We start from the raw sequence: 24131 nt of genomic DNA on the forward strand, positions 1-24131 counted from the left end.
CCCATTGATGCTCTTGCCCGTTCTGCGGTTGTCCGGATCAATGGCGTAGCTGATCCTTCTGCCATCTTCGAGTGTCACGCTTCTGAGATTGCCCCGGCTGTCGTAGGCGTAGCTGGCCGTGCCACTTGGGCTGGTCTTGCTCGCCAAGTCGCCCGCCGCGTTGTATTGGTACGTGTTGCCTTTCCAGCTTTGCAGCTTTGCAGCTTGTCCTGGCTGTCGTAGCGGGCTATCTCAACACCGTTCTCGTGTGTGCGGTTGCCGTTGGCGTCGTAACCCCAGGTGCTGGTGCCGTTGATGCTGACTTGGCGGTGTGCTCCAGTTATGACTCAGATCAGCGCGCAATCATCCGGCAACTCCCCTGACAAACTCACCAATATCTTCAGCGCATAAGCGTATGCACGACTGATCAACCACAAAGGACCACTTCCCTTGCATCGAAGATCCGCAGGCATACGTGAACGTACAGGCAGGCTTCTCAATTGAATAAATTAAATTCTCATCACGGCCAATGGATATTTCAACCTTTTGATCACCCTCATTGAGCACACCAAGTGACACAATGAAACTTTTTTTGTCTCTCTGCCATTCTATCAAATGCTCGTACAGAGAGTTGACTGACCGAATGTCCAGCAAAACTTGCGGTAGCGTTACGTAAAAATCATTGGTCATTCCCGGCCCAATATTAGCGCCTCCCCTATGCCAAAACTCTCCTGCAACATCAATTCTACATATTAGAGCAGCAGACTTCTCGGAACGACCCACCAAAGTGCATTCAATGCGCGATCTACCATTATTAGATCGCAGCGACCAAAATATTCTATCACCTTCACCTTCGCGCTCTACCATTTGGATTTCCTTTAGGTCGCCTTGAATGCTCTTCATTACTATTAACATTTCTTTCACCGGTGTCATGAGGCGTTCTGCCTCGTGCGTCATGCCCCCCCATGTCTCGACCAGGACCTTGATCCGGTATCGGGGAATCTGGATTTAAATTTCCGGTACCAAGCAAATCGCGCAAGCCACTTCGACGCCCATCGACAGACTCTGGAGAATATGGGTCATCCGGCAAGAAAGGTGATGACTCCGAAAACATCCAGTCCTTCATCCACCCTGCCGCATCCATGCATATCTTGGTGGCGGCTACCGCAGCACCAGCCGCCGCCGCACCACAAACAGGATTGGAAAAACATGCCGCTACAGCCGGAGCAACCAATCCTGTCGGATCGATAAAACTCACCGGATTCTGCAATACATATCCATAAAGGTTGCTGTCCCCTCCCGCAAATAGAATCGGATCCTTGGCCGTCCACCGCCCCGTCTCCGCATCGTAGTCTCTGGCCCCGAACCTGGTCAGCTTCGTGTCCGGGTCGTACAGTCCGCCCGCGAATCCGAACGGCTGGAAGTTGGGGTTCGTGTCCTGCGTCACGTTGCCCCAGGCGTCGTAGTCCATCTGCTGGGCTATGTCGCCCGTCTGGCTGTCGATCACCAGTCTCACACTGCCCAGCTGGTCACTGACGATCCGGTACGTCTTGCCACCCTTGTCCATCGCCTCCGGCACGTTGGGCTTGTCGCCGTAATAGAAGATGGCCTCCAAGGTGTTGTCGGCCTTCAGCCTGGCTATCGGTTTGAGTTGGCTCTGCCAGATGAGCTGCCACTGCAATTGCCCGTTGACCGTCTTGCCTGTTCTGCGGTTGTCCGGGTCTATGGCGTAGCTGAACCACTACCCTCCCCCGGCCCTCCGCATTTATCATAAGCATCGAGATAATCCTCATGAATCTCATTTGAATTACCATCATCATACTCAATTGTATACACAATCCCCTCAGGAAACTTCTTAATATAATCACCTATTCTATCAAAAAATATACCTACCACCCAAGCAATAGCTCCCGGGCGCAATTCCAATGGCGCACTCTTAGAAACCCTAACAATATCGTCGTAATAGAATTTACTTTTCATCTGTAAAGTGGAAGGTGTGGATTTCCTTCCGGCGTAGTTATGCCGGGCCTATGACCATGTGGATCTCTGGCACGAGGGTCCTTCTGATTTTGATGCCCTCCTCTATCATATCGATCACCTGTGGGCTTACCATCAGGGCCGATTACCTGCTGATAATCTCCATTAGGTGACGAATTTATCCATCCTCCAGCAGGAACAGGAATTGCATTCCCCTTATCATCCACCACAATTAATGGCTCTGTCACCGGCTGATTGTCATATGGATTATTATTCGATCCTGATCCGCCCTCCGAAAACATCCAGTCCTTCAGCCATCCTCCGACATCCGTGCATATCTTGGCGGCAGCTGCGGCAGCACCAATCGCCGCACCCCCGCAAGCAAGATTGGAAAAACATGCCGCGATAGCCGGCGCAACCAACCCTGTCGGATCGATAAAACCCACTGGATTCTGTAGCACATACCCATAAAGGTTGCTGTCCCCTCCCGCAAATAGGATCGGGTCTTTCGCCGTCCACCTTCCAGTTTCAGCGTCATAGTCTCTGGCCCCGAACCTGGTCAGCTTCGTGTCCGGGTCGTAGATTCCCCCCGCAAACCCGAACGGCTGGAACCCAGGGTTCGTGTCCTGCGTGACGTTGCCCCAGGCGTCGTAGTCCATCTGCTGGGCCACCTCTCCCGTGTCGGCATCGATGACGAGTCTGACGCTGCCCAACTGGTCGCTGACGATCCGGTACGTCTTGCCGCCCTTGTCCATCGCCTCCGGCACGTTGGGCTTGTCGGCGTAGTAGTAGATGGCGTCCAGGGTGTTGTCGGCCTTCAGCCTGGCTATCGGTCTGAGTTGGCTCTGCCAGATCAGTTGCCATTGCAATTGCCCGTTGACCGTCTTGCCTGTTCTTCGGTTGTCCGGGTCTATGGCGTAGCTGATCCTTCTGCCATCGTCGAGTGTCACGCTTCTGAGATTGCCCCGGCTGTCATAGGCGTAGCTGGCCGTGCCCGCTGCCGTGGTCTTGCTCGCCAAGTCGCCCGCTGCGTTGTATTGGTACGTGTTGCCTTTCCAGCTTTGCAGCTTGTCCTGGCTGTCGTAGCGGGCTATCTCAACACCGTTCTCGTGCGTGCGGTTGCCGTTGGCGTCGTAAGCCCACGTGGTGGCGATGGCCCCTTGCTGCGCCCTGCTCAGGCGCCCAGCCGTGTCGTACTGGTACTGCTTGTCGGGTTGCTGCTGGGCCAGCAGCACTTCCTCGGTCTTGGTGATGCGGCCCAGTGCATCGCGGCTGTGGCTGTGGGCCAGCGCTTTGCTCCACTGCGGCACGCCGACCTGCCAGGCCGTCAGGGTGGCTTCGATCTGGTCGATGAGGCTTTGCGCCCGCGGGTCGATGTAGCTGGTGCTCCACGTGCCAGGCAGGGGCGCGGGCAGCCTGACGGGGTTCAGAAAGTAGCTGGGGCCTTCGCTGAATTGGGTTTTTATCTCTCTCAACGACATCAGCAGCCGCGAAGCGCCGTAACCGGCATCCAGCTCCCGCAGCATTTGGTGGATGTAGCTTTGCAGGCTCTCCTGGCAGATATCCTGGCTTTGCCACTCGGGCGCGCGCGGCGGCCAGGGCAAGTTGTTCTGCTCGGCCTGCTCGGCGCTGGTGACGGCGATATAGCCGTCGCCGCAGATCTCGTCGCTCTTGGTTCTGCTGGCCTGGGCTTTGGGGTGCTTGGTGGCCTTGGCGCGTTTGGCGCTGCCTTGGGTGATCTGGCGGGTGGATGGGTGGATCGGTCGGCGGGCGATGGTGAGCGCCTTGCTCTGGCACAGTTGGTCGTCGGTGGGGTTCATCACCACGCAGTCGCTTCGCTGTGTGATGTGACTGCTCATGTGTTGGCCAAGCGCTTGGATGAGCGCGCGCAGGGCCGCCTGGTCGCTGGCGTGCTCGGGGCCGAAGCCGATGCCTTGGCCGATGGTGGCGCTGCTGCTCAGTTGGCCCCAAGCGTCGTGCTGCTGGCTGGTGACCAGTTTGTCCAGGGCGATGGCGCCCAGTTGCCCGCTGGCCGAATCGCGCCCCAGTTGCAAGGGGCCGCTGGCGGAAAGCAAGCCATCGGCGTCGTAGCGCTGGGCGATGCTTTGGGTTTGACCGCCGGCGATCAGTTGCAGGCTGGCGATGCGGCCGGTGGTGATGGCGGTGCGACCCCAGGAGGGGAAAGTCTGTTCATACGCCAAGCCCAAACTGGCGCTGGTGCCTTGCAGGGTGTAGCCCACGCCTTGCAACTGAGCGCCGCTGTAGGTGTAGGCAATGGCTTGGCCGTCTGCCGTGGCGGCGCTGGCCGGGCGCCCATCGGCGCGCCAGGTGTAGTTGGTGCGGGGGCCGCTGCTGTCGGTGATGGCCGACAACTGGCCGCTGGGCAGGCGGCTGAAGGTGAGGCTTTGGCCGCCGGGGCGCACGATGCTGGCGAGCTGGCGGTCGCGGTCGTACGTCCATTGGGTGGCGCTGCCGGCGGGCGGGGTGTAACCGCTGGGCAGTTGCACGGCGCTGTAGCTGAAGCTGTGGGTGACGCCGGCGGGGGTGGTCAGGCTGGCCAGATTGCCGGCGGCGTCCCAACCGTAGTTCAGTGTGCGGCCGTCCAGCAGGGTGTGGGCGCTCAGGCGGCCGGCGGCATCGTAGGCGAAGCGCTCGGTCTGGCCCAGGGCGTTGGTGCGGCTGGCCAGTTGGCCGCCGCCTGGGCCGCTGGCGTGCCAACTGAAGCTGGCGTTGCGGTTGGTGGCGCCGTCGGTGCTGCTCAGGCCGGCGAGCTGGCCGGCGGCGTTGTAGGTGTAGCCCAGTTCCAGGCCACTGGGCAGGGTAGCGCTGTGGGCCTGCTGGTGGGCGTTGAGCTGCACGCTCTGGGTACGGCCCAGGGGGCTGAACTGGCTGAACCAGCCGTTGCCGAGGTAGTGGGTAACCCAGCTGTCGCGGCCGTGCAGGAGGGTGGTTTGCTTCCAGCCCAGGGGGTCTTGCCAGGCATCGGGGTCGCGGGCATTGCCCAGAATGCGGCCCGTGCTGATGGTGCCGTGCAGGCCGTTGCCATAGTCGAGTTGCAGGCTTTCCTGGCTGGCAGCCGCGCCCAGGCGCGGATCGGCGGTGCGAGTGGTTTGGGTTTTCAGGCCGCTGGCATGCTGTGCATCACCCGCGCCATACGCCAAGAGCCGGCTGGTGGATTGCGTACCGTCAGAAAGCGTGGTCACCACGGCGTGGGTACCGTACCGGTTGCCTGCCGTGACTTGGTGCTGGCTGGTGCGGCCTTCGGCGCTCAAGGTTGTGACGGTATGTTTGCCATCACCAGACCAGTTGTTGAACTGGTAGCCACCGGTGCCCAGCTTGCGACCGCCGCCGGCCGGATCGAGGTTGGCGCGCAGATGGCCGCCGGCGGTGTAGTTGAAACGGTCCACGCCCCCGCGCGGGTCTTGGTAGCTGGTGAGCAGGTCGGATGTGGCGGAGGCGTAGGCCATGCCGTGCGTCAAGCCGCCGGGCTGCTGCACCTGCACCAGTTGCGCGCCGCTGTAGGCCAGCGTGGTGCGCTGGCCAAAGGGGCTGGTGATGGCGGTGATGCGGCCCTGGCCATCGCGGGTGAAAGAGGTACGGTTGCCGTGGCTGTCGGCCACGCTGGCAAGCTGGCCATTGGCGTCGTAGCTGTAGTTGGCCAGCAGTTGGCCGCCGAAGGCGCTGCGCAAGGCGGTGGGGCGGCCCAGGCGATCGAATTCCTCGACTGCACTGCCGTCGGGCCGGGCAACGCGGTAAGCCGATTCACCGAAGGGCGGCAGGCCGGCACCGATGATGCCGACGACAGCCGCCGCAGGGTACTGGTCGTAGGCCATCCGAGCGCCCAGCAGGTGGCCAACGGCATCGGTCGCCAGGGGCGTGGTGGCACCGTAGCCCACGGCATTGAGGTAGTTCTCGCCCAGCACGGTGACATCGCCCGCACGGCTGAGGTGGCTGTATTGGCCGCCCTTGCTTTTGAAGAACACGCCGCCTTGCTGATCAGGCAGCAGTTCCGTCGCGCCTTCCGTGCCGGTCATGGCACGCAGCACGCCGGATTCGTTGAAATGGTAGATTGATCGTTCAGTGTTCAGCCAGACGATACCATCGGGTGAGCTGACAACCTGCCGCACAGATTCGCCAGACAGCGCATAGCGCGAGACGATGCCGGCTGGACTGATTTGCCGCAGTTCCCCCCAGGCGGTCCGCCCCCAGATGGTCATGTCGCGCGAAACAGCCAGATGACTGGCGGACATAGGGTGCTGCGCGGCAGGCACACCGTCGGCGTTCAAGGGCGTGTCGCTGGCACCGTTGCCGGCCACGGTTTCGATCACACCCGCCGGGCTGATGCGACGCAGCCGGCGGTTGCCTGCATCCATGAACACGAGGGCGCCATCGGGGGCCAAGGCCAGGGCTCCCGGCTGATTCAGACTGGCAGCAGTGGCCAACCCGCCGTCGCCCGCATAGCCTGCCGTGTCTGCCGTGCCAGCCACGACTTCCGTCGTGCCTTTGCGTGCGCCATAAAGCCAGACGCGGCGAATCTGATGACGATTGGTGTCGGAAAAATACAGGGCGCCGTCGGCCCCCAGGGCGCTTTGCCGCGCCTGCAAAGGTTGGACCTCGGACACCTGGGCCTGGGCCGTGAACCCTGCAGGCAATCTGGCCTTGGCGTCGAAGATCTGTCCACCGCTGTCATACAGGCGCTCTGCACTGGGGTCGTACAGACGCAATCCGCGCAAGGCCCAGCTACCGGCGTTGGCGATGCCGACTTCCGCGCTGGGCAGATTCACCCGCATCAGGGGTTCGGTGTAGCTCCTGGAAACGGCTACCTGACTGGTCCGTGAATCCGGCGTGATGTAGGCGCCTGCCTCCGATATCCTGGGCTGGACGCGCTCGAAGGCGCGCGCGAAGTCGGCCGGCACGTCATAGCGAACCGCAGGATAGATATAGCTGACCCGGACAGAAGACACGGCCCCTTGGTTGGTCAGGCGGCCGTAGGCATCCCGGCCATCCCAGGTCATGGAAACTGAAGCATTGGCGCTCCACCCCTCGCGCGGGACGGATTGCATCTGCGTGCGTCCGGCCACCTGCTGACTCACATCGATGCGTGCAAGCGACGGCGGCATGGCATTACCTGTGGCCCGCACCGACTGGGTGCGTGAGCCCAGATTGATGCGATCACTTCGGTAGTACAGGCCGAACGGGGTGCCGGGCACGTCGATGCCCTGCCCGACGGCGCGATCGGCGATGTAGATGTCGCAGCCTGGGCAGGTGTCGCATATCTGCCCCGGCGGGCAACCCTCAAGCGGCGGCTGATCGGGCGGCGGCGGATCGTCGCTCGGCGGCTCATCGGGTGGCGGTGGGTCGCTGGGCGGTGGGTCGCTGGGCGGCGGCTCCACGTCAGGCGGCGGCCCCCAGGGCCAGTTGCAGTCCCACGGCGTGAAGTGCGCCATGCGCACGCGCCACAACCGGGCGCCCGCGGCGCGGGTGCGGGCCAGCAGCACCAGTTCATCGTCATCGAAGCCCAGGGCTTGCAACTCGGCGGCGGTGGCGGCGCGTTCGTCGGTGGTGACCTGCACGACGGCCTGACCCTGCGCGTCCACACCCAGCACCTTGATGATGCGGCCGTTGTCCTCGCCGATCCAGGCGGTCTGGTCGAAGTCGTACCAGCCTATGGGCACGGCGCTGCCCACGGGCATGTCGATGAAGTTGTCGATGTGGGCGACGACGGGCTTGTTGAACCGGACCGACTTGGCGCCGATGGTTTCGGCCTCGTCCACGGTGAAGTTGGCGGCCCAGGTGTAGCCGACGGCCAGGTTCAGCTCGGCGGGCATGGCCTGCGGGCCACGCGAGCCGACGGTGTATTCGCTGACGCGCACGTTCATCTGCGCCAGCGCCCGCGTGCTGCCGTCTGGCATGACGGCAGTGGCCTGGGTGCCGGCCGGAAAGTACACGCTGGTGCGGCGATCGCCCCGGCCGTCGCTGATGGTGCTGCCCCAGTACATCTGCGGCTGCGCGGCCCCGCCGGTGATTAGGGTGTACTGGGCGTCGTAGGGCAACAGCACCACGTCGGGCGCGATGGCCCAGTCGCGCCACGGGGCCTGAAAGCGGCGCTGGGCGCTCATGTAGCCGGGCTTCTCGATGTGGACGGTGATCCAGCCGCCGCCGTTGGCGGCCAGGTCGTACCAGCCATCGGCGCGGGTACGGGTCTGGCCGTATTCGGGATGGCCGGCGATGCGCACGGTGGCACCAGGCAGGGGCTGGCCGTCGCCGCCGAGCACCTGGCCGCGCACGACGGTGGCGGTCACGGGATCAATCGCGCCGCTTTGCATGCCCGTCTGAATGGGGTCGACGCCCTGGTAGAGGAACGCGGTGTGCTCGGCAAACGGGGTAAAGCCGGTGGGCGACAGTGCCGTGGCGCGGGCGGCGGGATCAGTGGGCAGTTGCCGGTCGTCGCTGACGTACAGCGGAAAGGTTTGCGTCTGGGTCTGGCCGGCGCCGTCTTGCACCCGCAGAGTCACCCAATGGGTGCCGGCTGCGGCGGGCGTCCAGGCCAATTGCTGGCTGGGCGCGGTGCCGGTCAATTGCATGCCGGCGGGGCCTTGGGCCAGACTGATGGCCAGGGCCTGGCCGTGTTGGTCGGTGGCTTCGGGCGCGTACCGCCACGGTTGCCCCACCGTGGCAACGAGGCCGGGATGGGTCGAGAAGCGCGGCAGCGTGCTCTGCGCCTCCAGTGGCGACAGGTCACGGCGGAGATTGGCGCCTTCGACGGCGTCGATGCGCAGATAGAGATCGGCCCCCTGGAAGCTGGCCGTGATGCTGTGCAGATCGGCAGTGCCGGAAACGTGGTCGCCCGTCATGTCCACGGCCAGCGGTGGAAGGCCCGCCCAGTCTTCGGTGGCCCCATCTATGACCAGAGCGACCGCCGCAACGCCACTGCCGGTCAGGCCCACCAACACAAGAGCCAGCAGCAGATGCGCGCCCACGCCATGCCTGATGGATCGCAGGGCCACTACGCCAACCCCGGCGAGAAGGATGGCCAAGGCAGCCAGCACGCCCAGAGATGCCGTGGGCACGGGCTGGGTAATAAGCGCGGTTCCCCCGCCGCTGCCACTGCCGACACCGTTCAAGGTGATGGCGCTGGCGCTATCGGGAGACAGGCGGTTGATGTAGTCGCCATCAGCGGCCAGAACGATTCTTGATCTGGGGACTGCGCCGACCGCCTGGGCGGGCAGGGACAACTCCAGTTGCGCCAGAAGGTTGGCACCGCGAGGCATGGTGGCCACCCGGGGAGCGGTTTGCCCGATGGGATCGGCGCCAGAGAAATCGCCTGCCGTACAGGAGGCCAGCAGGGCCTGGCTGACGCTGCCATCGGCACTCACCACGACCGTGAGCCGATACTCGAAGCCGGTTTCGCTGCCCGTGCCGAAGCGATCCACCAGACCTGCGGCGCATCCAGTGGAAGAGTTTGTGTCGCTGTCTACGTAGAGGCGGTAAGTGCCCGCTGCAGCCCAAGCTTGGGATGCCGTGAGCACGGCCGCCAAAGCGAGCAATGAAAAGATGACGGATCGGACGATGCGGAAATACCCGCTACTCAGGAAACTCTCGAATGGATATCGACCACATTGCGTCCGCTGAACATCGGGCACAGCGTGTGCTTCTCTTCGCAGCATAGGTCTCCCCCCTCTTCTGTTCTGTAGTAGTTCCTACTCGGATGAGCAGGTCTGTCCGCCGTTGGTGCAGGCTGTCAGAGAACCATCATGGTAGTCCCACTTCGTAGGGCAAGCACCATTTGACTATGCGCCTGGGCCACTCTCGTTTCGCCGATTGGCGGGGAGTGTCTTTCTTTCACGGGAAACACATGTACGGCGCCTGAGAATACTTCAATATCGATAGCTGCCAGCGCTTGACTGGCGGGCGCTGCGGGCCTGTTTGATTCAGGCTGGCGAACGGTTCTCGGGGGCCGGGGCACCGTCGTCCGCGTCGGCCGCATGCGCCTGCGCGGCGGCGCCTCCGAGGCCGCCCATGCCCATCCCCACGGCTGCGCCGCCGCCGCCGCCTCGGCCCGCGCCGCCGCCCGCCCCACCGCCCGTGCCAGCGCCGCCACGGCTGGCATTGCCGCCGCGCGCGCCGCTGGGGGCCGGGCGCAGCGGGCCCTGGTCGGGCACGCGCACGTCGCTGGGAATGGGCTCCAGGTCCAGCGCCTGGCGGATGAAGCCGCGCAGCGAGACCACCAGCGCCTTCACCTCCACCTGGCGGCCGGCGACCATCTCGCTGGCGGCGTGGGCGGCCAGGCGCACCTGCTCTTCGGTGCCGAGCAGCACGATGTCGGACAGCGCCGCCTCCACGGCGTCGCGCGTGCGGCGGCGGCGCTCGGCGATGCTCTCGCCACCGGGGCCGGGCGCGTCGCCCTCCTCGCCGTCCTGCGCGCGGCGCTGATCGCGCAGGTGCAGCGGATCGACCGCCAGGTTGCCGGTGAAGGAGCCGCCCAGCGTCTTGCAGGCGGCGATCAGGGCAGGGTGCGCAGGCGCTCGTTGATCTGGCGGTTCTCACGCTCGCGCCGGCGCTGGATGGTCTGCATGAACACCAGCCGGATGCCGACCGCGACGACCGACACCAGCACCAGCCCCAGCAGCGTGGTGAGCAGGCCGTTCCAGGAGCTGAAGTCGAGGTTGCGCATGTCAGACGAAGAAGATCCAGGTCACCAGCGCGAACAGCGGCAGCAGCACCGCGCCGCTCCAGGCCATGTAGCCGAAGAAGCCGGGCATCCGCACGCCGCGGTCCTCGGCGATGGCCTTGACCATCAGGTTGGGCGCGTTGCCGATGTAGGTGTTGGCGCCCATGAACACCGCGCCGGCGCTGATGGCCGCCAGCGTGGTGGCGAGCGGGCCCATCAGCTGCGCCGGGTCGCCGCCAGCCGTGTTGAAGAACACCAGGTAGGTGGGCGCGTTGTCGAGGAACGAGGACAGCAGCCCCGTGGCCCAGAAGTACATGGCCGGGCTGGGGGTGCCGTCGGCATGGGTGACAGCGCGCACCACGGCGCCGAAGGGGCCGTTCACGCCGGCCTGCAGCATGGCGATGACGGGAATGATGGTCAGGAAGATGCCGGCGAACAGCTTGGCCACTTCCCGCATCGGCCCCCAGCCGAACTGGTTGTTTTCATGCACCGCGCGCGGCGTGATCGCCAGCGAGGCCGCCGTCACCGCCGCCAGGCCGATGTCGCGCGCCAGCCCGGGCAGGCCGACGCGGGTGCCCATCACGTCGAATTCCACGCCGGGCTTCCAGATGCCGCTCATGAGCACCAGCGCGACGACGGCGCCCAGCAGCACGAAGTTGACGGCGCCGTCGAAGCCGAAGCGCGGCGTGTCGGGCGTCGGGTCGGGCTGCACCACGCCCTCGCGGTGGTACTTCCAGCTGTCCAGCAGGTAGAAGACCACCAGCAGCGCCACCAGCAGGAACATGGTGTCGGGCAGGATGTGGCCGGCGGTCCAGAAGAAGTCCACGCCCTTGAGGAAGCCCAGGAACAGCGGCGGGTCGCCCAGCGGCGTGAGCGCGCCGCCGATGTTGCCGGCGATGAAGATGAAGAACACCACCACGTGCGCGCAGCTGCGCCGGTTGTCGTTGGCGCGGATCAGCGGGCGGATGAGCAGCATCGACGCCCCCGTGGTGCCCATGAAGCTGGCCAGCACGCCGCCGACCAGCAGGATGCCGGTGTTGAGCCGCGGCGTGCCGTGCAGGTTGCCGCGGATGTGGATGCCGCCGGAGACGGTGAACAGCGCCGTCAGCAGCAGGATGAAGGGCACGTATTCGGCCAGCAGCGCGTGCACCAGCCCGGCCGCCGCCGCGCCCGGCCCGAACACCAGCGCGAAGGGCAGCAGGAAGGCCAGCGCCCAGGCGGCCGCGATCTTGCCGAAGTGGCGGTGCCAGAAGCGCGGCCCCGCCAGCGGCCAGATAGCGATGGACAGCAGGATGCCGACGAAGGGCACGGCCCACGGCAGCGACAACTGGCTGCCGTCCAGGGCGGCGCTCACCGGATGAGGGGCACTGGCCGGTTGATCGGAGCGGTGGCCGGCGGCGGCGCGGGCAGGTCGAACACCTGGCGCAGGTAGGTCAGGTAGCCTTCATCCTCGACCATGGTCTTGCCCGGGGTGTCGGAGATCTTGGCCACCGGCTGGCCGTTGCACTCGATCATCTTCAGCACGATCTGCAGCGCCTCGGGGCCAAGGTCGTTGGTGAGGTTGGTGCCGACGCCGAAGGCCACCTGGATGCGGCCGTGGAAGCGCTGGAACAGCTCGATGCAGCGCGGGAAGTCCAGCCCGTCGCTGAACAGGATGATCTTGGTGCGCGGATCGCAGCGGTTCAGCGCGTAGTGCGCGATCATGCGCTCGCCCCAGCTGAAGGGGTCGCCCGAGTCGTGCCGCGCGCCGTCGAACAGCTTGCAGAAGTACATGTCGAAGTCGCGCAGGAAGGCGTTCATGCCGTACACGTCGGACAGCGCGATGCCCAGATCGCCCCGGTACTCCTGCGCCCACTTCTCGAACGCGAACACCTGGCTGTCGCGCAGGCGCGGCCCCAGCGCCTGGCTGGCCTGCAAATACTCGTGCGCCATGGTGCCCATGGGGCGCAGGCCCAGCTCCTTGGCGAACAGCACGTTGCTGGTGCCGGTGAAGCGGCTGCCCTCGCCCGCGCCCAGGCACGCCTTCATGGCGGCCAGCACTTCGCGCTGCCAGTCGCGCGAGAAGCGCCGGCGCGTGCCGTAGTCGGCGATGCGGATGCCGGCCAGCTCGGGCTTGTCGATCAGCGACAGCTTGGCGTCCAGCCGGCGCCGGCCCTCGGCCAGGTCCAGCCCCGGCTGCGTGTTGCGGTAGAACACCTCGCTGACGATGGCCAGCACCGGGATCTCGAACATGATCGTGTGCAGCCAGGGGCCGTTCACGCGGATGTCGATCTCGCCGTTGTCCTGCGCCGTGAGGGTGATGTACTTCTCGTTCAGCCTGAACAAGCCCAGGAAGTCCACGAAGTCGCTCTTGACGAAGCGCAGGCCGCGCATGTAGTCCAGCTCGTCGTCGGTGAAGCGCAGGCTGCACAGGCGGCGGATCTCCTCGCGGATCTCGTCGATGTACGGAGCCAGCTGCGCGCCCTGCGTGCGGCACTTGAACTTGTACTGCACCTGCGCGCCCGGGAACTGGTGCAGCACCGCCTGCATCATGGTGAACTTGTACAGGTCGGTGTCGAGCAGGCTCTGGATGATGCCGGGCATGGGTGTCTCACTCCTTGACGGCGCACGGGCCGCGCCTGAGGCAGTTTAGCGGCATCGCCGCGAGGCCCCGTTTGCTACTTTAATAATAGCTTCCGGCGCACGTCCAGAAAGCGCCGGAGGCCGATTTGATTCATAAATTCGGCCAGGCTATTCGAGCCAGTGCGTAAAGGCCTCCACCGGCTCGCGCGGCGTCGAGTAGGTGTTGATCAGCGCATCCGGGTCGGCATACCCCAGCGCCATGCCGCAGACCAGCATCTCCTCGGCGGCGTTGGCGCCGATCAGCGGCATGATGATGCGGGCATACGGGTTCCACGCGCCCTGCGCGCATGTGTGCAGGCCGCGCGCGCGGGCCGCCAGCATCACGTTCTGGATGAACATGCCGTAGTCCACCAGGCTCCCCTGCCCCATCACGCGGTCGAGCGTGAACATCAGCCCCACCGGCGCGCCGAACAGGCTGTAGTTCTGGTGGTGCTGGGCGTGCATGCGCTCCTTGTCGCCCTTGGCGATGCCGAGCAGGCCGTACAGCGACCAGCCGTTCTGGCGGCGACGGCCCAGGTAGGGCTCGACCCATTTGCGGGGGTAGTAGTCGTATTCCTCGCGGAAGCTGGCCGCCAGCTCGGGATTGGCATGCACCTGGTCGTGCGCGGCGCTGACCTGGCGCACCAGCTCGTCGCGCCGCGCGCCCTGCACCACGTACACCTTCCAGGGCTGGGCGTTGGTGCCGCTGGGCGCGCGGCTGGCCACGCGCAGCACGTGCTTGATCAGATCGCGCGGTACCGGCTTGGGCAAGAAAGCGCGCACGCTGAAGCGGCTTTCGATGGCGGCGTCGACGCTGTCGGGATCGCGGATGGTAGTGTTCAGCTGACTCATGCTTTGAGTCTCTCCAGCACCGCGCGCAGTTCGGCCGACAGCGGCACCGGCCGCTGGTTTGCGCGGTCCACGTACACGTGCACGAAGTGCCCCTTGGCGGCGGTCTGCGGCGCGCCCTCGGCGAACAAGCCGACCTCGTAGCGCACGCTGGAGGAGCCGACGTGCGCCACGCGGATGCCGGCCTCGACGTTCTGCGGGAAGGCCAGCGGCGCGAAGTATTGGCACTGGGTTTCGATCACGAAGCCGATGGTGCTGCCGCCAGCGGTGTCCAGCACGCCCTGCTCGATCAGGTGCGCGTTGACGGCGGTGTCGAACCAGCTGTAATAGACGACGTTGTTGACGTGGCCGTACTGGTCGTTGTCCATCCAACGGGTGGTGATGGTGCGGAAGGCGCGGTAGCTGTCGCGCGGCTCGGGCTGGGGGCGTGCGGGGGTGCTCATCGCGCCGGATTCTGCCAGCGGCGCCAGTATTCCAGCGCCACGCCGAAGGTATTGACCTGCGCCTGCACGGTGGTCTCGATGTCGTGCCCGTAACCGCCGGCCATGCACAGAGCCAGCGGCAGCCGGCGGCGCCAGGCCCAGTCGAACACGCGGCGGTCGCGCGCGATCAGGCCGTCATATGTCAGTTTGAGGCGCCCTAGGCGGTCGCCCTCGTGCGGATCGGCGCCGGCCAGGTAGAACACGTGCTGGGCGTCGAAGCGGTGCGCCAGCTCGTCCAGCGCCAGCTCCAGCGCGGCCAGGTAGGCGTCGTCGCCGGTGCCGTCGGGCAGGCCCACGTCCAGGTCGCCCGCCGCCTTGCGGAAGGGGAAGTTCTTCTCGCCGTGCAGCGACAGGGTGAAGACCGAGTCGTCGCGCGCGAAGATCTCCGCCGTGCCGTTGCCCTGGTGCACGTCCAGGTCGATCACCGCCACGCGCGGGCGGCGCGCGCCGGGCTGGCGGCGCAGGTGCTCGCGCTGCAGCACGCGCGCGGCCACCGCCACGTCGTTGAAGACGCAAAAGCCCCCGCCCCGCTCGGCACTGGCGTGGTGCGTGCCGCCGGCGATGTTGGCCGCCACGCCCTCCGTGAGTGCGGCGCGCGCCGCCTGCACGGTGGCGCCCACCGAACGGCGCGAGCGCTCCACCATCGCCTCGCTCCACGGAAAGCCGATCTCGCGCTGCGCCCGCGCGTCCAGCGTGCCGCTGGCCACGGCGTGGATGTAGCCGGGCGTGTGGGCCAGTGCCAGCGCATCGTCGCCGGCCGGCTCGGCCTGGGCCAGCACGACGGCGGGCAGCTCGGCCGCCAGCCGATCGCGCAGACGGGCGTATTTGCCCATCGGAAAACGGTGCCCCGCCGGCAGCGGCAGCACGAAGCGGGTGGAATAGAAAACCTTCACGTCCCAGCCCGCCCCCACGCTCCGCCGCTGCGCGGGTCGCTGCCCCCCGAGGGGGCGTTTTCATCTTGGGGCGGCCCGACGATGAAAAGGCCCGCGCCGGCAAAGTTAGAACGCACCATCTAAAAACTGCTGCAATGCACCAAAACGGCTTGCAATCACTCGTCCAGCCCCTAGAATTCATCCCATGCTGCACTGCAACAAAAGAAGTGGTTCAGAACAGCAAACAAGCAAAAACCGCACCCCATCCACCCATTGAGTCTAGGAGATTGAACATGCTGACCCCCGAACAACTGATCGCCACCCAGAAGGCCAACCTGGAAACCCTGCACGGCCTGACCACCAAGGCGTTCGAAGGCGTCGAGAAGCTGGTCGAGCTGAACCTGCAAGCCACCAAGGCCGCGCTGACCGAGTCCAACCAGCACGCCCAGGCTCTGCTGTCGGTCAAGGACGCGCAGGAGCTGATCGCCCTGCAGGCCAGCCTGTTCCAGCCGCTGTCCGAGAAGGCCGCCGCCTACAGCCGTCACCTGTATGACATCGCTTCGGGCACCGGCGCCGAGTTCACCAAGGCTTTTGAAGGCAAGTTCGCCGAGAGCCAGGCCCAGTTCGCCGCTCTGGTGGAGAACGCCGCCCGCAACGCCCCGGCCGGCTCCGAGACCGCCGTCGCCATGATGAAGAGCGCCGTGGCCGCCGCCAACAACGCGTTCGAGTCGGTGCAGAAGGCCGTCAAGCAAGCCACCGACGTGGCCGAAGCCAACTTCAGCGCCGTGGCGGCCAGCGCCACCAACGCTGCCAAGTCGGCCGCCAAGAAGCGCTGATCGGGCAAGCCGCCCACGCCATGCCGGCCGCGCGCCGGCGTGGCGGCCAGAGCAAAGCCTCCCGGCTTTTCCCGGGGTCTTTGCTCTGGCGCCAGCAGCGGCGCCGGCAGCTTGTCTCCTCGGGTCCTTTCGACACCCCTCGCGGGTTCAGGGATCCCTTCAAGGGCTGATCGCAAGATCGGCCCTTTTTTTATGCTTTTTCGGCCTCCAGCGCCCGTCCAGCAAGCGCCGGCAGCTATCTTATAAGTAGCAAACGGGCTCAAGGCTGAACGCGGATCAGCCGCCCCGACGGGCTGTCGGTGACCACGTACAGCAGCCCGTCCGGCCCCTGGCGCACGTCGCGGATGCGCTGGCCGACGTCTTCCAGCAGCCTGTGCTCGGCCACCACCTGGCCGTCCTTCAGCTCGATGCGGTTCAGGTACTGGAACTTCAGCGAGCCGACGAACAGGTTGCCCTTCCACGCCGGGCCGTAGCGGTCGCTGGTCAGGAAGGCCATGCCCGAGGGCGCGATGGAGGGCGTCCAGTGGTGCAGCGGCGGCGCCAGCCCCGGCCTGGCGTTGCTGCCGTCGCCGATGGGGCTGCCGTCGTAGTTGACGCCGAAGCTCACCAGCGGCCAGCCGTGGTTGCCGCCCGGCTTGGGCGCATTGATCTCGTCGCCGCCCTGGGCGCCGTGCTCGTGCATCCAGAACGCGCCGTCCGGCGCCAGCGTGGCGCCCTGGGCGTTGCGGTGGCCGTAGCTCCAGAATCTCGGGCAGCGCGCCGGCCTGGCCCACGAACGGGTTGTCGGGCGGCACGCTGCCGTCCTTGCCCACGCGCACGGTCTTGCCGTGGTGGTTGTCCAGCCTCTGCGCGTCGTCGCGGCGGGAGAAGCGGTCGCCCAAGGTGAGGAACAGCGTGCCGTCGGGCTTGCCGCCGACCAGGCGTTCAACGATGCGGCAGCCGAAATGCGCGCTGCTGCCGACCTTGGGTTTCTGGCTGAAGATGACCCGCACGTCCTCCAGCCGCGTGAGGTCATCGGACAGCCGGGCGCGCGCCAGCGCCGTGCTGTTGGTGGTGCCCAGGCCCGGCTCGGAAAAGCAGAAATAGACGGTGCGGTTGCGCTCGAAGCCCGAGTCCACCGCCACGTCCAGCAGGCCGCCCTGCCCGCCGACGGCCACCTCGGGCAGGCCCTGCAGCGGCGCGCGCAGGGCGCCATCGGCCTCCACCACGCGCAGGCGGCCGGGCCGCTCGGTCACCAGGAAACGCCCCTGCGGCAGGAAGGCCACCGCCCAGGGATGCTGCAAACCATTCGCCACGGTCTGCGCCCGCGGAGCCGCCACGGCCTGGGCCGCAGCGGCCGCCAGCAGACAGGGCGCTATCCACTTGATAGCATATTGTGCAACTTGGGAGCGCTCCAAGGGCACTTTTCGCTTGAACAATCAGTCCAGCTTGGCGCCCGAAACCTTCACCAGCTCCGCCCACTTGGGCCGCTCGGCCACGTATTCGGCGGCGAATTTGTCGGGACCGCTGTCGAGCACGGGGATGAAGCCCATGTCCACGATCTTGCGCTGCACCTCGGGGTCTTTCATGGCCTCGCGGATGGCGGCAGCCAGTTTCTCCTGGATGTCCTTGGGTGTCTTGGCGGGCGCGGCCAGGGCGAGCCAGCCGAAAAGCTGGAAGACCGGATCAGTCAGGCCGGCGTCCTTGAGCGTGGGCACGTTGGGCAGCCCCTGCGCCTTCATGGGCGCGTTGACGCCGATGGGCTTGAGCTTGCCCGCCTCCATGTGCTGCTTGCCGGTGGCCAGGCTCACCCAGGCCATGTCGATCTGGCCCCCCAGGAAGTCCTGAATCATCGGCGCCTCGCCCTTGTAGGCGACGTGGGCCATGTCGCCGTCCGTCAGGTGGCTCAGGTAAGCGCCCCACAGGTGCGGCGTCGAGCCCTGCCCGTACGAGCCGTACGACAGCTTGCCCTTGTTGGCCTTGATGTAGGCGAGCAGCTCGGTGCCGTTCTTGACCGGCAGGCTGGGCTTGACGGCCAGCACCTGCAGGCCCTGAGCCAGGCGGTACACCATGGCCAGGTCCTTGTTCGGGTCGTAGGGCAGCTTGGCGTAGAGGTACTGGTTGGCCAGCAGCGAAGTGGCCAGGCCGACGATGAGCGTGTAGCCGTCGGGCTTGGCCTTGGCGACGGCGGAGGTGCCGATGATGCCGCCCGCGCCGCCCTTGTTCTCGACGACGAAGGGCCGCTTGAGCGAGTCCGCCAGCTTCAGGGCGATCAGGCGTGCCAGCGCGTCGGTGCCGCCGCCGGCCTGGTACGGCACCATCAGCGTCACGGGCCGGCTGGGATAGGCCGCCGCGCCCTCTTGCGCGCTTGCCAGCACCGGCCAGGCCAAGGCGCTCGCGCCCAGTGCGTGGAAGCGGCGGCGGGACAGGGAGGATGAAGAAGCGGTCATGAAACGAAGTCCTTTGGAGAAATGGGAATGGAGGCCGGCAACGGCGCGGGCAGCCTGGCGCGCAAACTGCGCGAGGCGCCGCCGATGCAACAAGGTTCAGTCCAGTTTGGCGCCGGAGATCTTCACCAGCTCGGCCCACTTGGGCAGTTGCGCCTTGTATTCGGCGGTGAACTTTTCGGGGCTGCTGTCGAGCACGGGGCGGAAGCCCATGTCCTCGATCTTGCCCTGCACCGCCGGATCCTGTAGCGCCTTGCGGATTTCGGCGGCCAGCTTGTCCTGAATGTCCTTGGGCGCCTTCGCGGGCATGGCCGCCGCCAGCCAGCCCTCCATGGAGAACACCGGGTCGGTCATGCCCGCCTCCTTGAGCGTCGGCACGTTGGGCAGCGCCTTCATGCGCTCGGTGGCGTTGACGCCGATGGCCCTCAGCTTGCCCGATTCGATGAACTGCTTGGCGGCGGCGGCACTGACCCACGCCATGTCCAGCTGGCCGCCCAGGAAGTCCTGGTTCATCGGCGCCTCGCCCTTGTAGGGAACGTGATTCATCTGCCCGCCGGTGATGTGGTCCAGGTAGGCCCCGAACAGGTGCGGCGTCGAGCCGGCGCCGTAGGAGCCGTAGGCCAGCTTGCCCTTGTTGGCCTTGATGTAGGCCAGCAGCTCGGTGCCGTTCTTGACCGGCAGGCTGGGCTTGACCGCCAGGATCTGCGTGCCCGCCGCGATGCGGTACACCATGGCCAGATCCTTCTGCGTGTCGTAGGGCATCTTGGCGTAGAGGAACTGGTTGATCAGCAGCGACGTGCTCAACCCCACCGTGAACGTGTAGCCATCGCCCGCCGCCTTGGCCACCGCCGTGGTGCCGATCATGCCGCTGGCGCCGACGCGGTTGTCCACCAGGAAAGGCTGCTTGAGCGAATCCGCCAGCTTCTGGCCGATCACGCGCGCCAGCGCGTCGGTGCCGCCGCCGGGCGAAAACGGCACGATGACCGCTACGGGCTTGCTCGGCCAGGACGCGGCGCCCTGCGCCCAAGCCAATCCGGGCAGGGCCACGGCCGTGGCGCCGAGAACCTGGAGGCAGCGGCGGGAAACGAGGGAAGAGAAGATGGTCATGCGGTCCTTGTCTCCTTGTTGGAACGGATATGGACGCGCATTGCGCGCGCCTTCGTTTTTCACCGCGCCAATGATCCCGGATCGGTCGCGCGCCCCACAGAGGGAAAGCCCTGCGCCGAGGGAAATCCCGGAGTCGGCTGGGCATGCGGCGCGGCGGCCACGGCCAACTCACTCATTTTTCTTTGCCACAAAAGTCACATTCATTAACAAAACAAGCGGTAACTCTCCTTCCAGCGTCAAGCTTCCCTGCGGAAGAAACGAGCGCTTGTCCTACACTACGCGCTTCGTAGCCTAAAGCACTCACCTTGCCGCGCAGACGCCCCAATCCGGGGATCTCGCCTCCCATCGATCGGCCCATGTCCAGACGAACGCTCGCCGCCCTGATCCTGGTTGCCGTCACCGCCCTGCCCGCCCACGCGGCGCCCGAGCAGGCCGATGCCGACAAGACCGCGGCCCCGAAGGGACTGGCCTCGCGCATCGGCGAATCCATCAGCCACGCCACCGAACTGGTCATGACCGCCATGGGAGCGCTGGGCGTGCCCTACCGCCTGGGCGGCACCACGGCCGAGACCGGCTTCGACTGCAGCGGCTTCGTGCGCGCCATGTTCCAGCAGGCGGCCGGCATGATCCTGCCGCGCCGCGCCGAGGAGCAGGCGGCGGCCACCGCCAAGATCGACCAGAAGGAACTCCAGCCCGGCGACCTGGTGTTCTTCAACACCCTGCGCCGCAGCTACAGCCACGTCGGCATCTACGTCGGCGACGGCAAGTTCATCCATGCGCCGCGCACCGGCGCGCAGGTGCGGGTGGAAAGCATGAACGTCAACTACTGGCAGCGCCGCTTCAATGGCGCGCGCCGCGTGCTGGCCAACGAGGAGCCCGTCTCCACCGCCAGCGCGGCGCCGCGCGTCATCGACCGCGAATCGCCCGCCCCCACCACCGTGCGCCTGGGCGGCAGCTCCGGCAAGCCCGCCGCCGTGACGCAGCCGGCCAGCGGCGAGAACATCTGACGCGACCGGTTTACCTCCTCCAAAGGTACGGGGCCCGCGAGGGCCCTCTTTTTTTGGATCGAGGGATCAATCGTCAGCGTTGTCGGCCAGGCCCGGGAACAGCACCTCGGTGAAGCCGAAGCGCGAGAAGTCGCGCACACGCATCGGGTACAGCACGCCCCGCAGGTGGTCGCACTCGTGCTGCACCACGCGGGCGTGGAAACCCTCGGCCTCGCGCTCGATCCGGTCGCCATACGGGTCGAAGCCGCTGTAGCGCACGCGCCGCCAGCGCGGCACCACGGCGCGCAGGCCGGGCACCGAGAGGCAGCCTTCCCAGCCGTCCTCCTCCTCGTCCGTCAGCGGCGTGACGACCGGGTTGCACAGCACGGTGCGCGGCACCGGCGGGGCGTCAGGGTAGCGCGGGTTGACGGCATCGGTGCCGAAGATGACCAGTTGCAGATCGACGCCGATCTGCGGCGCCGCCAGCCCCGCGCCGCTGGCCGCGCGCATGGTCTCGAACATGTCGCGCACCAGCAGGTGCAGCGCGTCGGTGTCGAAGGCTTCTACGGGGCGGGCGACGCGCAGCAGGCGCGGGTCGCCCATTTTCAGGATGGCGTGGACCGTCATGCGCGCATCATCGCGCAAACGCCGCGCGTCAGCGTGACGGCAGGGGGTTGTCCCACCCGCCGGGGTTCGGCCGACCCGCGCCGCCGTTGCTGGGACGCGGCGGCGGCGCGGGCCGCGGGTTGTCCCACCCGCCCGGGGTGGGACGCACGCCGCCGCTGGGCGGGCGCGGGAGGCTCGGCGGATTCGCGCCCGGACGCGGCCCGGGCCGCGGAGCGCTCCAGCCGGGGCGCGGCGGCGGCGGCGGGCTGCGCCAGTAGCGGCCGCCCGACCAGCCGTACACGCCGACCGATACCGGCGGCCCGTAGTAGTAAGGCGCGGCGTAGGTGGAATAGCCCGGTGCGTAGTACCCATCGCCGTAGACGGTGGCAGGGTAGGCGACCGGATCGCCCACCTGGTAGGGCTCCACCGGCACGGCGACGCAGCCGCCCAGCAGCGCCAGCGCGGCGGCGGCCACGCCCAGGCCCCACGGCCGGGCGGTACGAGAGGAACACTGAACAGCCATGTCCGTTTTCTCCTGAATGCTGGCCGGCAGGGAAAGCGCCGGCACGGTGGGGGCGACTGCGCGCCACGGGAGTAACCACTGTACGCCGCGCATGAAAAGAAACGCGACGCTTCCTCAACGCGCCGGCCGCCCGTGCGGCTGACCTGCCTCCCGCCCTCAGCCCAGCAGCGCCCGCATCGCCGCCTCGTCGATCACCGGCACGCCGAGGTCGCGCGCCTTGTCGAGCTTGCTGCCGGCCTCCTCGCCGGCGACGACGTAACTGGTCTTCTTGCTGACGCTGCCGGACACCTTGGCGCCAGCGGCTTCGAGCATCTCCTTGGCGTCCTCGCGGCTCAGGGTAGGCAGCGTACCGGTCAGCACGAAGGTCTTGCCGGCCAGCGGCAGCAGCGCGGCAGGCGCCGGCTCGCCCTCGGGCCAGGCGAGGCCGACGGCGCGCAACTGCTCCACCACCTCGCGGTTGTGCGGCTGGGCGAAGAAGGTGTGGATGCTCTCGGCCACCACGGGGCCGACGTCGGGCACCTGCGCGAGTTGGTCCGCGTCGGCATCCATCACGCCGTCGAGCTTGCCGAAGTGGCGCGCCAGCGCCTTGGCCGTACTCTCGCCGACGTGGCGGATGCCGAGCGCGTACAGGAAGCGCGCCAGCGTGGTCTGCTTCGATTCTTGCAGCGCGTCCAGCAGGTTCCGGGCCGACTTCTCGGCCATGCGGTCCAGCGCGGCGAGGCTGACGAAGCCCATGCGGTAGAGGTCGGGCAGCGTGCGCACGACCTGGCCGTCCACCAGCTGGTCGACCAGCTTCTCGCCCAGGCCCTCGATGTCCAGCGCCTTGCGGCTGGCGAAGTGCAGCAGCGCCTGCTTGCGCTGCGCGGCGCAGAACAGGCCGCCGGTGCAGCGGTGGTCGGCCTCGCCCTCCTCGCGCACCACGTCGCTGCCGCACACGGGGCAGTGCGCGGGCATGGTGAACTCCTCGCTGCCTGCCACGCGCTTGTCGGGCAGCACGGAAACGACCTCGGGAATCACGTCGCCGGCGCGGCGCACGACGACGGTGTCGCCCACGCGCACGTCCTTGCGGCGCGCCTCCAGCTCGTTGTGCAGGGTGGCGTTGGTCACCGTCACGCCGCCGACGAACACCGGCGCCAGCTTGGCCACGGGCGTGAGCTTGCCGGTGCGGCCGACCTGCACGTCGATGGCCAGCACGGTGGTGAGCTGCTCCTGCGCCGGGTACTTGTGCGCCACGGCCCAGCGCGGCTCGCGCGTGACGAAGCCGAGCTGGCGTTGCAGTTCAAGCGAGTCCACCTTGTAGACGACGCCGTCGATGTCGAACGGCAGCCCGTCGCGCCGCGCGGCGACCTCGGCGTGGAACGCTATCAGATCGGGAGCGCCCAGCGCCCGCCTGGCAAGCGCTGAGACCGGAAAACCCCATGACTTCAGCGCTTGCAGCACCTGCCAGTGGGTCTGGAAGTCAGGGCCGCCCTGGTCCGCCGGTGTGACCTCGCCCAGGCCGTAGGCGAAGAAGCTGAGCGGCCTATCGGCCGCCATCGCCGGGTCGAGCTGGCGCACCGCGCCGGCGGCGGCGTTGCGCGGGTTGACGAAGGTCTTGGCCGCCTTGTCGCCCGCGGCGATGCGCTGGCGCATGCGTTCGTTCAGCGCCTCGAAGGCGTCGCGGCGCATGTAGACCTCGCCGCGCACTTCGAGCAAGGCCGGCGCGTCGCCATCCAGCCGGAGCGGAATCTGGCGGATGGTGCGGATGGCCTGCGTCACGTCCTCGCCGGTCTCGCCGTCGCCGCGCGTGGCGGCCTGCGCCAGCACGCCGTGTTCGTAGCGCAGGCTGAGGGCCAGGCCGTCGAACTTGGGCTCGGCGACGTAGGCGATGGGCGGCGCGTCGGGCGGCGCTTTCAACTCGCGCCGCACGCGGGCGTCGAAGGCCAGCGCGCCGGCTTCGGTGGTGTCGGTCTCGGTGCGGATGCTGAGCATGGGCACGGCGTGCCGCACGGGCTTCAGGCCGTCGAGCACGGCGCCGCCCACGCGCTGGGTGGGCGAATCGGGCGTGCGCAATTCGGGCTGCGCCGCCTCGATGGCTTGCAGTTCCTGGAACAGCCGGTCGTACTCGGCGTCGGGGATTTCGGGTGCGTCCAGCGTGTAGTACTGGTGCGCGGCGCGGTTCAGCGCGGCGCGCAACTCGGCCGCGCGCCGCACCACGTCTGCTTCTGTATTCATAG

16 protein-coding genes and 2 pseudogenes are annotated in these 24131 nt (G+C 66.8%); 2 read left to right on the plus strand and 16 right to left on the minus strand.

The features are described from left to right. Positions 1–342: 342 nt before the first annotated feature. The 10 genes and pseudogenes from QM772_RS02025 to QM772_RS02070 all read right to left on the minus strand — a co-directional run bounded on the left by QM772_RS02025 (position 343) and on the right by QM772_RS02070 (position 15452). A complete protein-coding gene (locus QM772_RS02025) occupies positions 343–846 on the minus strand; it encodes a hypothetical protein (RefSeq protein WP_415133657.1) in 504 nt (167 codons plus the stop codon). After that, positions 827–1594 (minus strand): RHS repeat-associated core domain-containing protein, encoded by a 768-nt coding sequence (locus tag QM772_RS02030; RefSeq protein ID WP_415133659.1) that lies wholly within the window; start codon positions 1592–1594, stop codon positions 827–829. Before QM772_RS02030 ends, QM772_RS02025 begins: the two co-directional genes overlap by 20 nt. Positions 1595–1701: 107 nt before the next feature. Continuing rightward, on the minus strand, positions 1702–1959 hold the full coding sequence (locus QM772_RS02035) for a hypothetical protein (protein WP_415133661.1): 258 nt from the start codon (positions 1957–1959) through the stop codon (positions 1702–1704). Continuing rightward, positions 1956–9389, minus strand: a complete 7434-nt coding sequence (locus tag QM772_RS02040) for an RHS repeat-associated core domain-containing protein (RefSeq protein ID WP_415133663.1) — start codon at positions 9387–9389, stop codon at positions 1956–1958. The genes QM772_RS02035 and QM772_RS02040 overlap by 4 nt, the downstream gene beginning before the upstream one ends. A 498-nt stretch (positions 9390–9887) precedes the next feature. Further along, positions 9888–10630 (minus strand): annotated as a pseudogene (locus tag QM772_RS02045) (hypothetical protein). 1 nt (position 10631) lies between these two features. Beyond that, positions 10632–11981, minus strand: a complete 1350-nt coding sequence (locus tag QM772_RS02050) for a sodium:proton antiporter (RefSeq protein ID WP_415133665.1) — start codon at positions 11979–11981, stop codon at positions 10632–10634. Then, entirely contained in the window at positions 11978–13210 is a 1233-nt protein-coding gene (pncB, locus tag QM772_RS02055) for a nicotinate phosphoribosyltransferase (protein ID WP_415133666.1), read from the minus strand. The genes QM772_RS02050 and pncB overlap by 4 nt, the downstream gene beginning before the upstream one ends. Before the next feature lie 147 nt (positions 13211–13357). Beyond that, on the minus strand, positions 13358–14080 hold the full coding sequence (locus QM772_RS02060) for a nitroreductase (protein WP_415133667.1): 723 nt from the start codon (positions 14078–14080) through the stop codon (positions 13358–13360). Continuing rightward, positions 14077–14520, minus strand: a complete 444-nt coding sequence (locus QM772_RS02065; protein ID WP_415133669.1) for an acyl-CoA thioesterase — start codon at positions 14518–14520, stop codon at positions 14077–14079. The genes QM772_RS02060 and QM772_RS02065 overlap by 4 nt, the downstream gene beginning before the upstream one ends. Then, positions 14517–15452: a histone deacetylase gene (locus QM772_RS02070; RefSeq protein ID WP_415133671.1), complete on the minus strand. Its 936-nt coding sequence runs from the start codon at positions 15450–15452 to the stop codon at positions 14517–14519. Before QM772_RS02070 ends, QM772_RS02065 begins: the two co-directional genes overlap by 4 nt. Before the next feature lie 272 nt (positions 15453–15724). On the opposite strand from QM772_RS02070, the gene QM772_RS02075 reads away from it, so the two are divergent. Then, entirely contained in the window at positions 15725–16267 is a 543-nt protein-coding gene (locus QM772_RS02075) for a phasin family protein (RefSeq protein WP_415133673.1), read from the plus strand. A 259-nt stretch (positions 16268–16526) separates the two neighbouring features. On the opposite strand, the pseudogene QM772_RS02080 reads toward QM772_RS02075, so the two are convergent. The 3 genes and pseudogenes from QM772_RS02080 to QM772_RS02090 form a co-directional block, all read right to left on the minus strand. Beyond that, a pseudogene (locus QM772_RS02080) lies at positions 16527–17613 on the minus strand (PQQ-dependent sugar dehydrogenase). A 72-nt stretch (positions 17614–17685) separates the two neighbouring features. Then, complete coding sequence (locus QM772_RS02085; RefSeq protein WP_415133675.1) at positions 17686–18696, minus strand: Bug family tripartite tricarboxylate transporter substrate binding protein; 1011 nt, start codon at positions 18694–18696, stop codon at positions 17686–17688. A gap of 96 nt (positions 18697–18792) precedes the next feature. Next, entirely contained in the window at positions 18793–19800 is a 1008-nt protein-coding gene (locus QM772_RS02090) for a Bug family tripartite tricarboxylate transporter substrate binding protein (protein WP_415133677.1), read from the minus strand. Between the two features lie 356 nt (positions 19801–20156). Here QM772_RS02090 and QM772_RS02095 point away from each other — a divergent pair, with 356 nt between their 5' ends. Continuing rightward, positions 20157–20807, plus strand: a complete 651-nt coding sequence (locus QM772_RS02095; protein ID WP_415133679.1) for a C40 family peptidase — start codon at positions 20157–20159, stop codon at positions 20805–20807. Between the two features lie 66 nt (positions 20808–20873). Here the strand turns inward: QM772_RS02095 and def are convergent, their stop codons facing one another. The 3 genes from def to ligA form a co-directional block, all read right to left on the minus strand. After that, complete coding sequence (gene def / locus QM772_RS02100) at positions 20874–21413, minus strand: peptide deformylase (RefSeq protein WP_415133681.1); 540 nt, start codon at positions 21411–21413, stop codon at positions 20874–20876. Between the two features lie 28 nt (positions 21414–21441). Beyond that, a complete protein-coding gene (locus QM772_RS02105) occupies positions 21442–21915 on the minus strand; it encodes a hypothetical protein (protein ID WP_415133683.1) in 474 nt (157 codons plus the stop codon). A 156-nt stretch (positions 21916–22071) separates the two neighbouring features. After that, entirely contained in the window at positions 22072–24129 is a 2058-nt protein-coding gene (gene ligA / locus QM772_RS02110) for an NAD-dependent DNA ligase LigA (RefSeq protein ID WP_415133685.1), read from the minus strand. Positions 24130–24131 lie beyond the last annotated feature (2 nt).

It is taken from the genome of Ottowia sp. (assembly GCF_047601385.1).
GTDB lineage: Bacteria > Pseudomonadota > Gammaproteobacteria > Burkholderiales > Burkholderiaceae_C > Ottowia.

What these genes read in the sequence shown, in the direction of transcription:
- QM772_RS02035 (WP_415133661.1), bottom strand. Translation starts at nt 1,959, where the DNA reads ATGAAAAGTAAATTCTATTACGACGATATTGTTAGGGTTTCTAAGAGT.
- QM772_RS02075 (WP_415133673.1), top strand. Translation starts at nt 15,725, where the DNA reads ATGCTGACCCCCGAACAACTGATCGCCACCCAGAAGGCCAACCTGGAA.
- ligA (WP_415133685.1), bottom strand. Translation starts at nt 24,129, where the DNA reads ATGAATACAGAAGCAGACGTGGTGCGGCGCGCGGCCGAGTTGCGCGCC.
- QM772_RS02060 (WP_415133667.1), bottom strand. Translation starts at nt 14,080, where the DNA reads ATGAGTCAGCTGAACACTACCATCCGCGATCCCGACAGCGTCGACGCC.
- QM772_RS02095 (WP_415133679.1), top strand. Translation starts at nt 20,157, where the DNA reads ATGTCCAGACGAACGCTCGCCGCCCTGATCCTGGTTGCCGTCACCGCC.
- QM772_RS02085 (WP_415133675.1), bottom strand. Translation starts at nt 18,696, where the DNA reads ATGACCGCTTCTTCATCCTCCCTGTCCCGCCGCCGCTTCCACGCACTG.
- QM772_RS02065 (WP_415133669.1), bottom strand. Translation starts at nt 14,520, where the DNA reads ATGAGCACCCCCGCACGCCCCCAGCCCGAGCCGCGCGACAGCTACCGC.
- pncB (WP_415133666.1), bottom strand. Translation starts at nt 13,210, where the DNA reads ATGCCCGGCATCATCCAGAGCCTGCTCGACACCGACCTGTACAAGTTC.
- QM772_RS02090 (WP_415133677.1), bottom strand. Translation starts at nt 19,800, where the DNA reads ATGACCATCTTCTCTTCCCTCGTTTCCCGCCGCTGCCTCCAGGTTCTC.
- def (WP_415133681.1), bottom strand. Translation starts at nt 21,413, where the DNA reads ATGACGGTCCACGCCATCCTGAAAATGGGCGACCCGCGCCTGCTGCGC.
- QM772_RS02105 (WP_415133683.1), bottom strand. Translation starts at nt 21,915, where the DNA reads ATGGCTGTTCAGTGTTCCTCTCGTACCGCCCGGCCGTGGGGCCTGGGC.
- QM772_RS02025 (WP_415133657.1), bottom strand. Translation starts at nt 846, where the DNA reads ATGGTAGAGCGCGAAGGTGAAGGTGATAGAATATTTTGGTCGCTGCGA.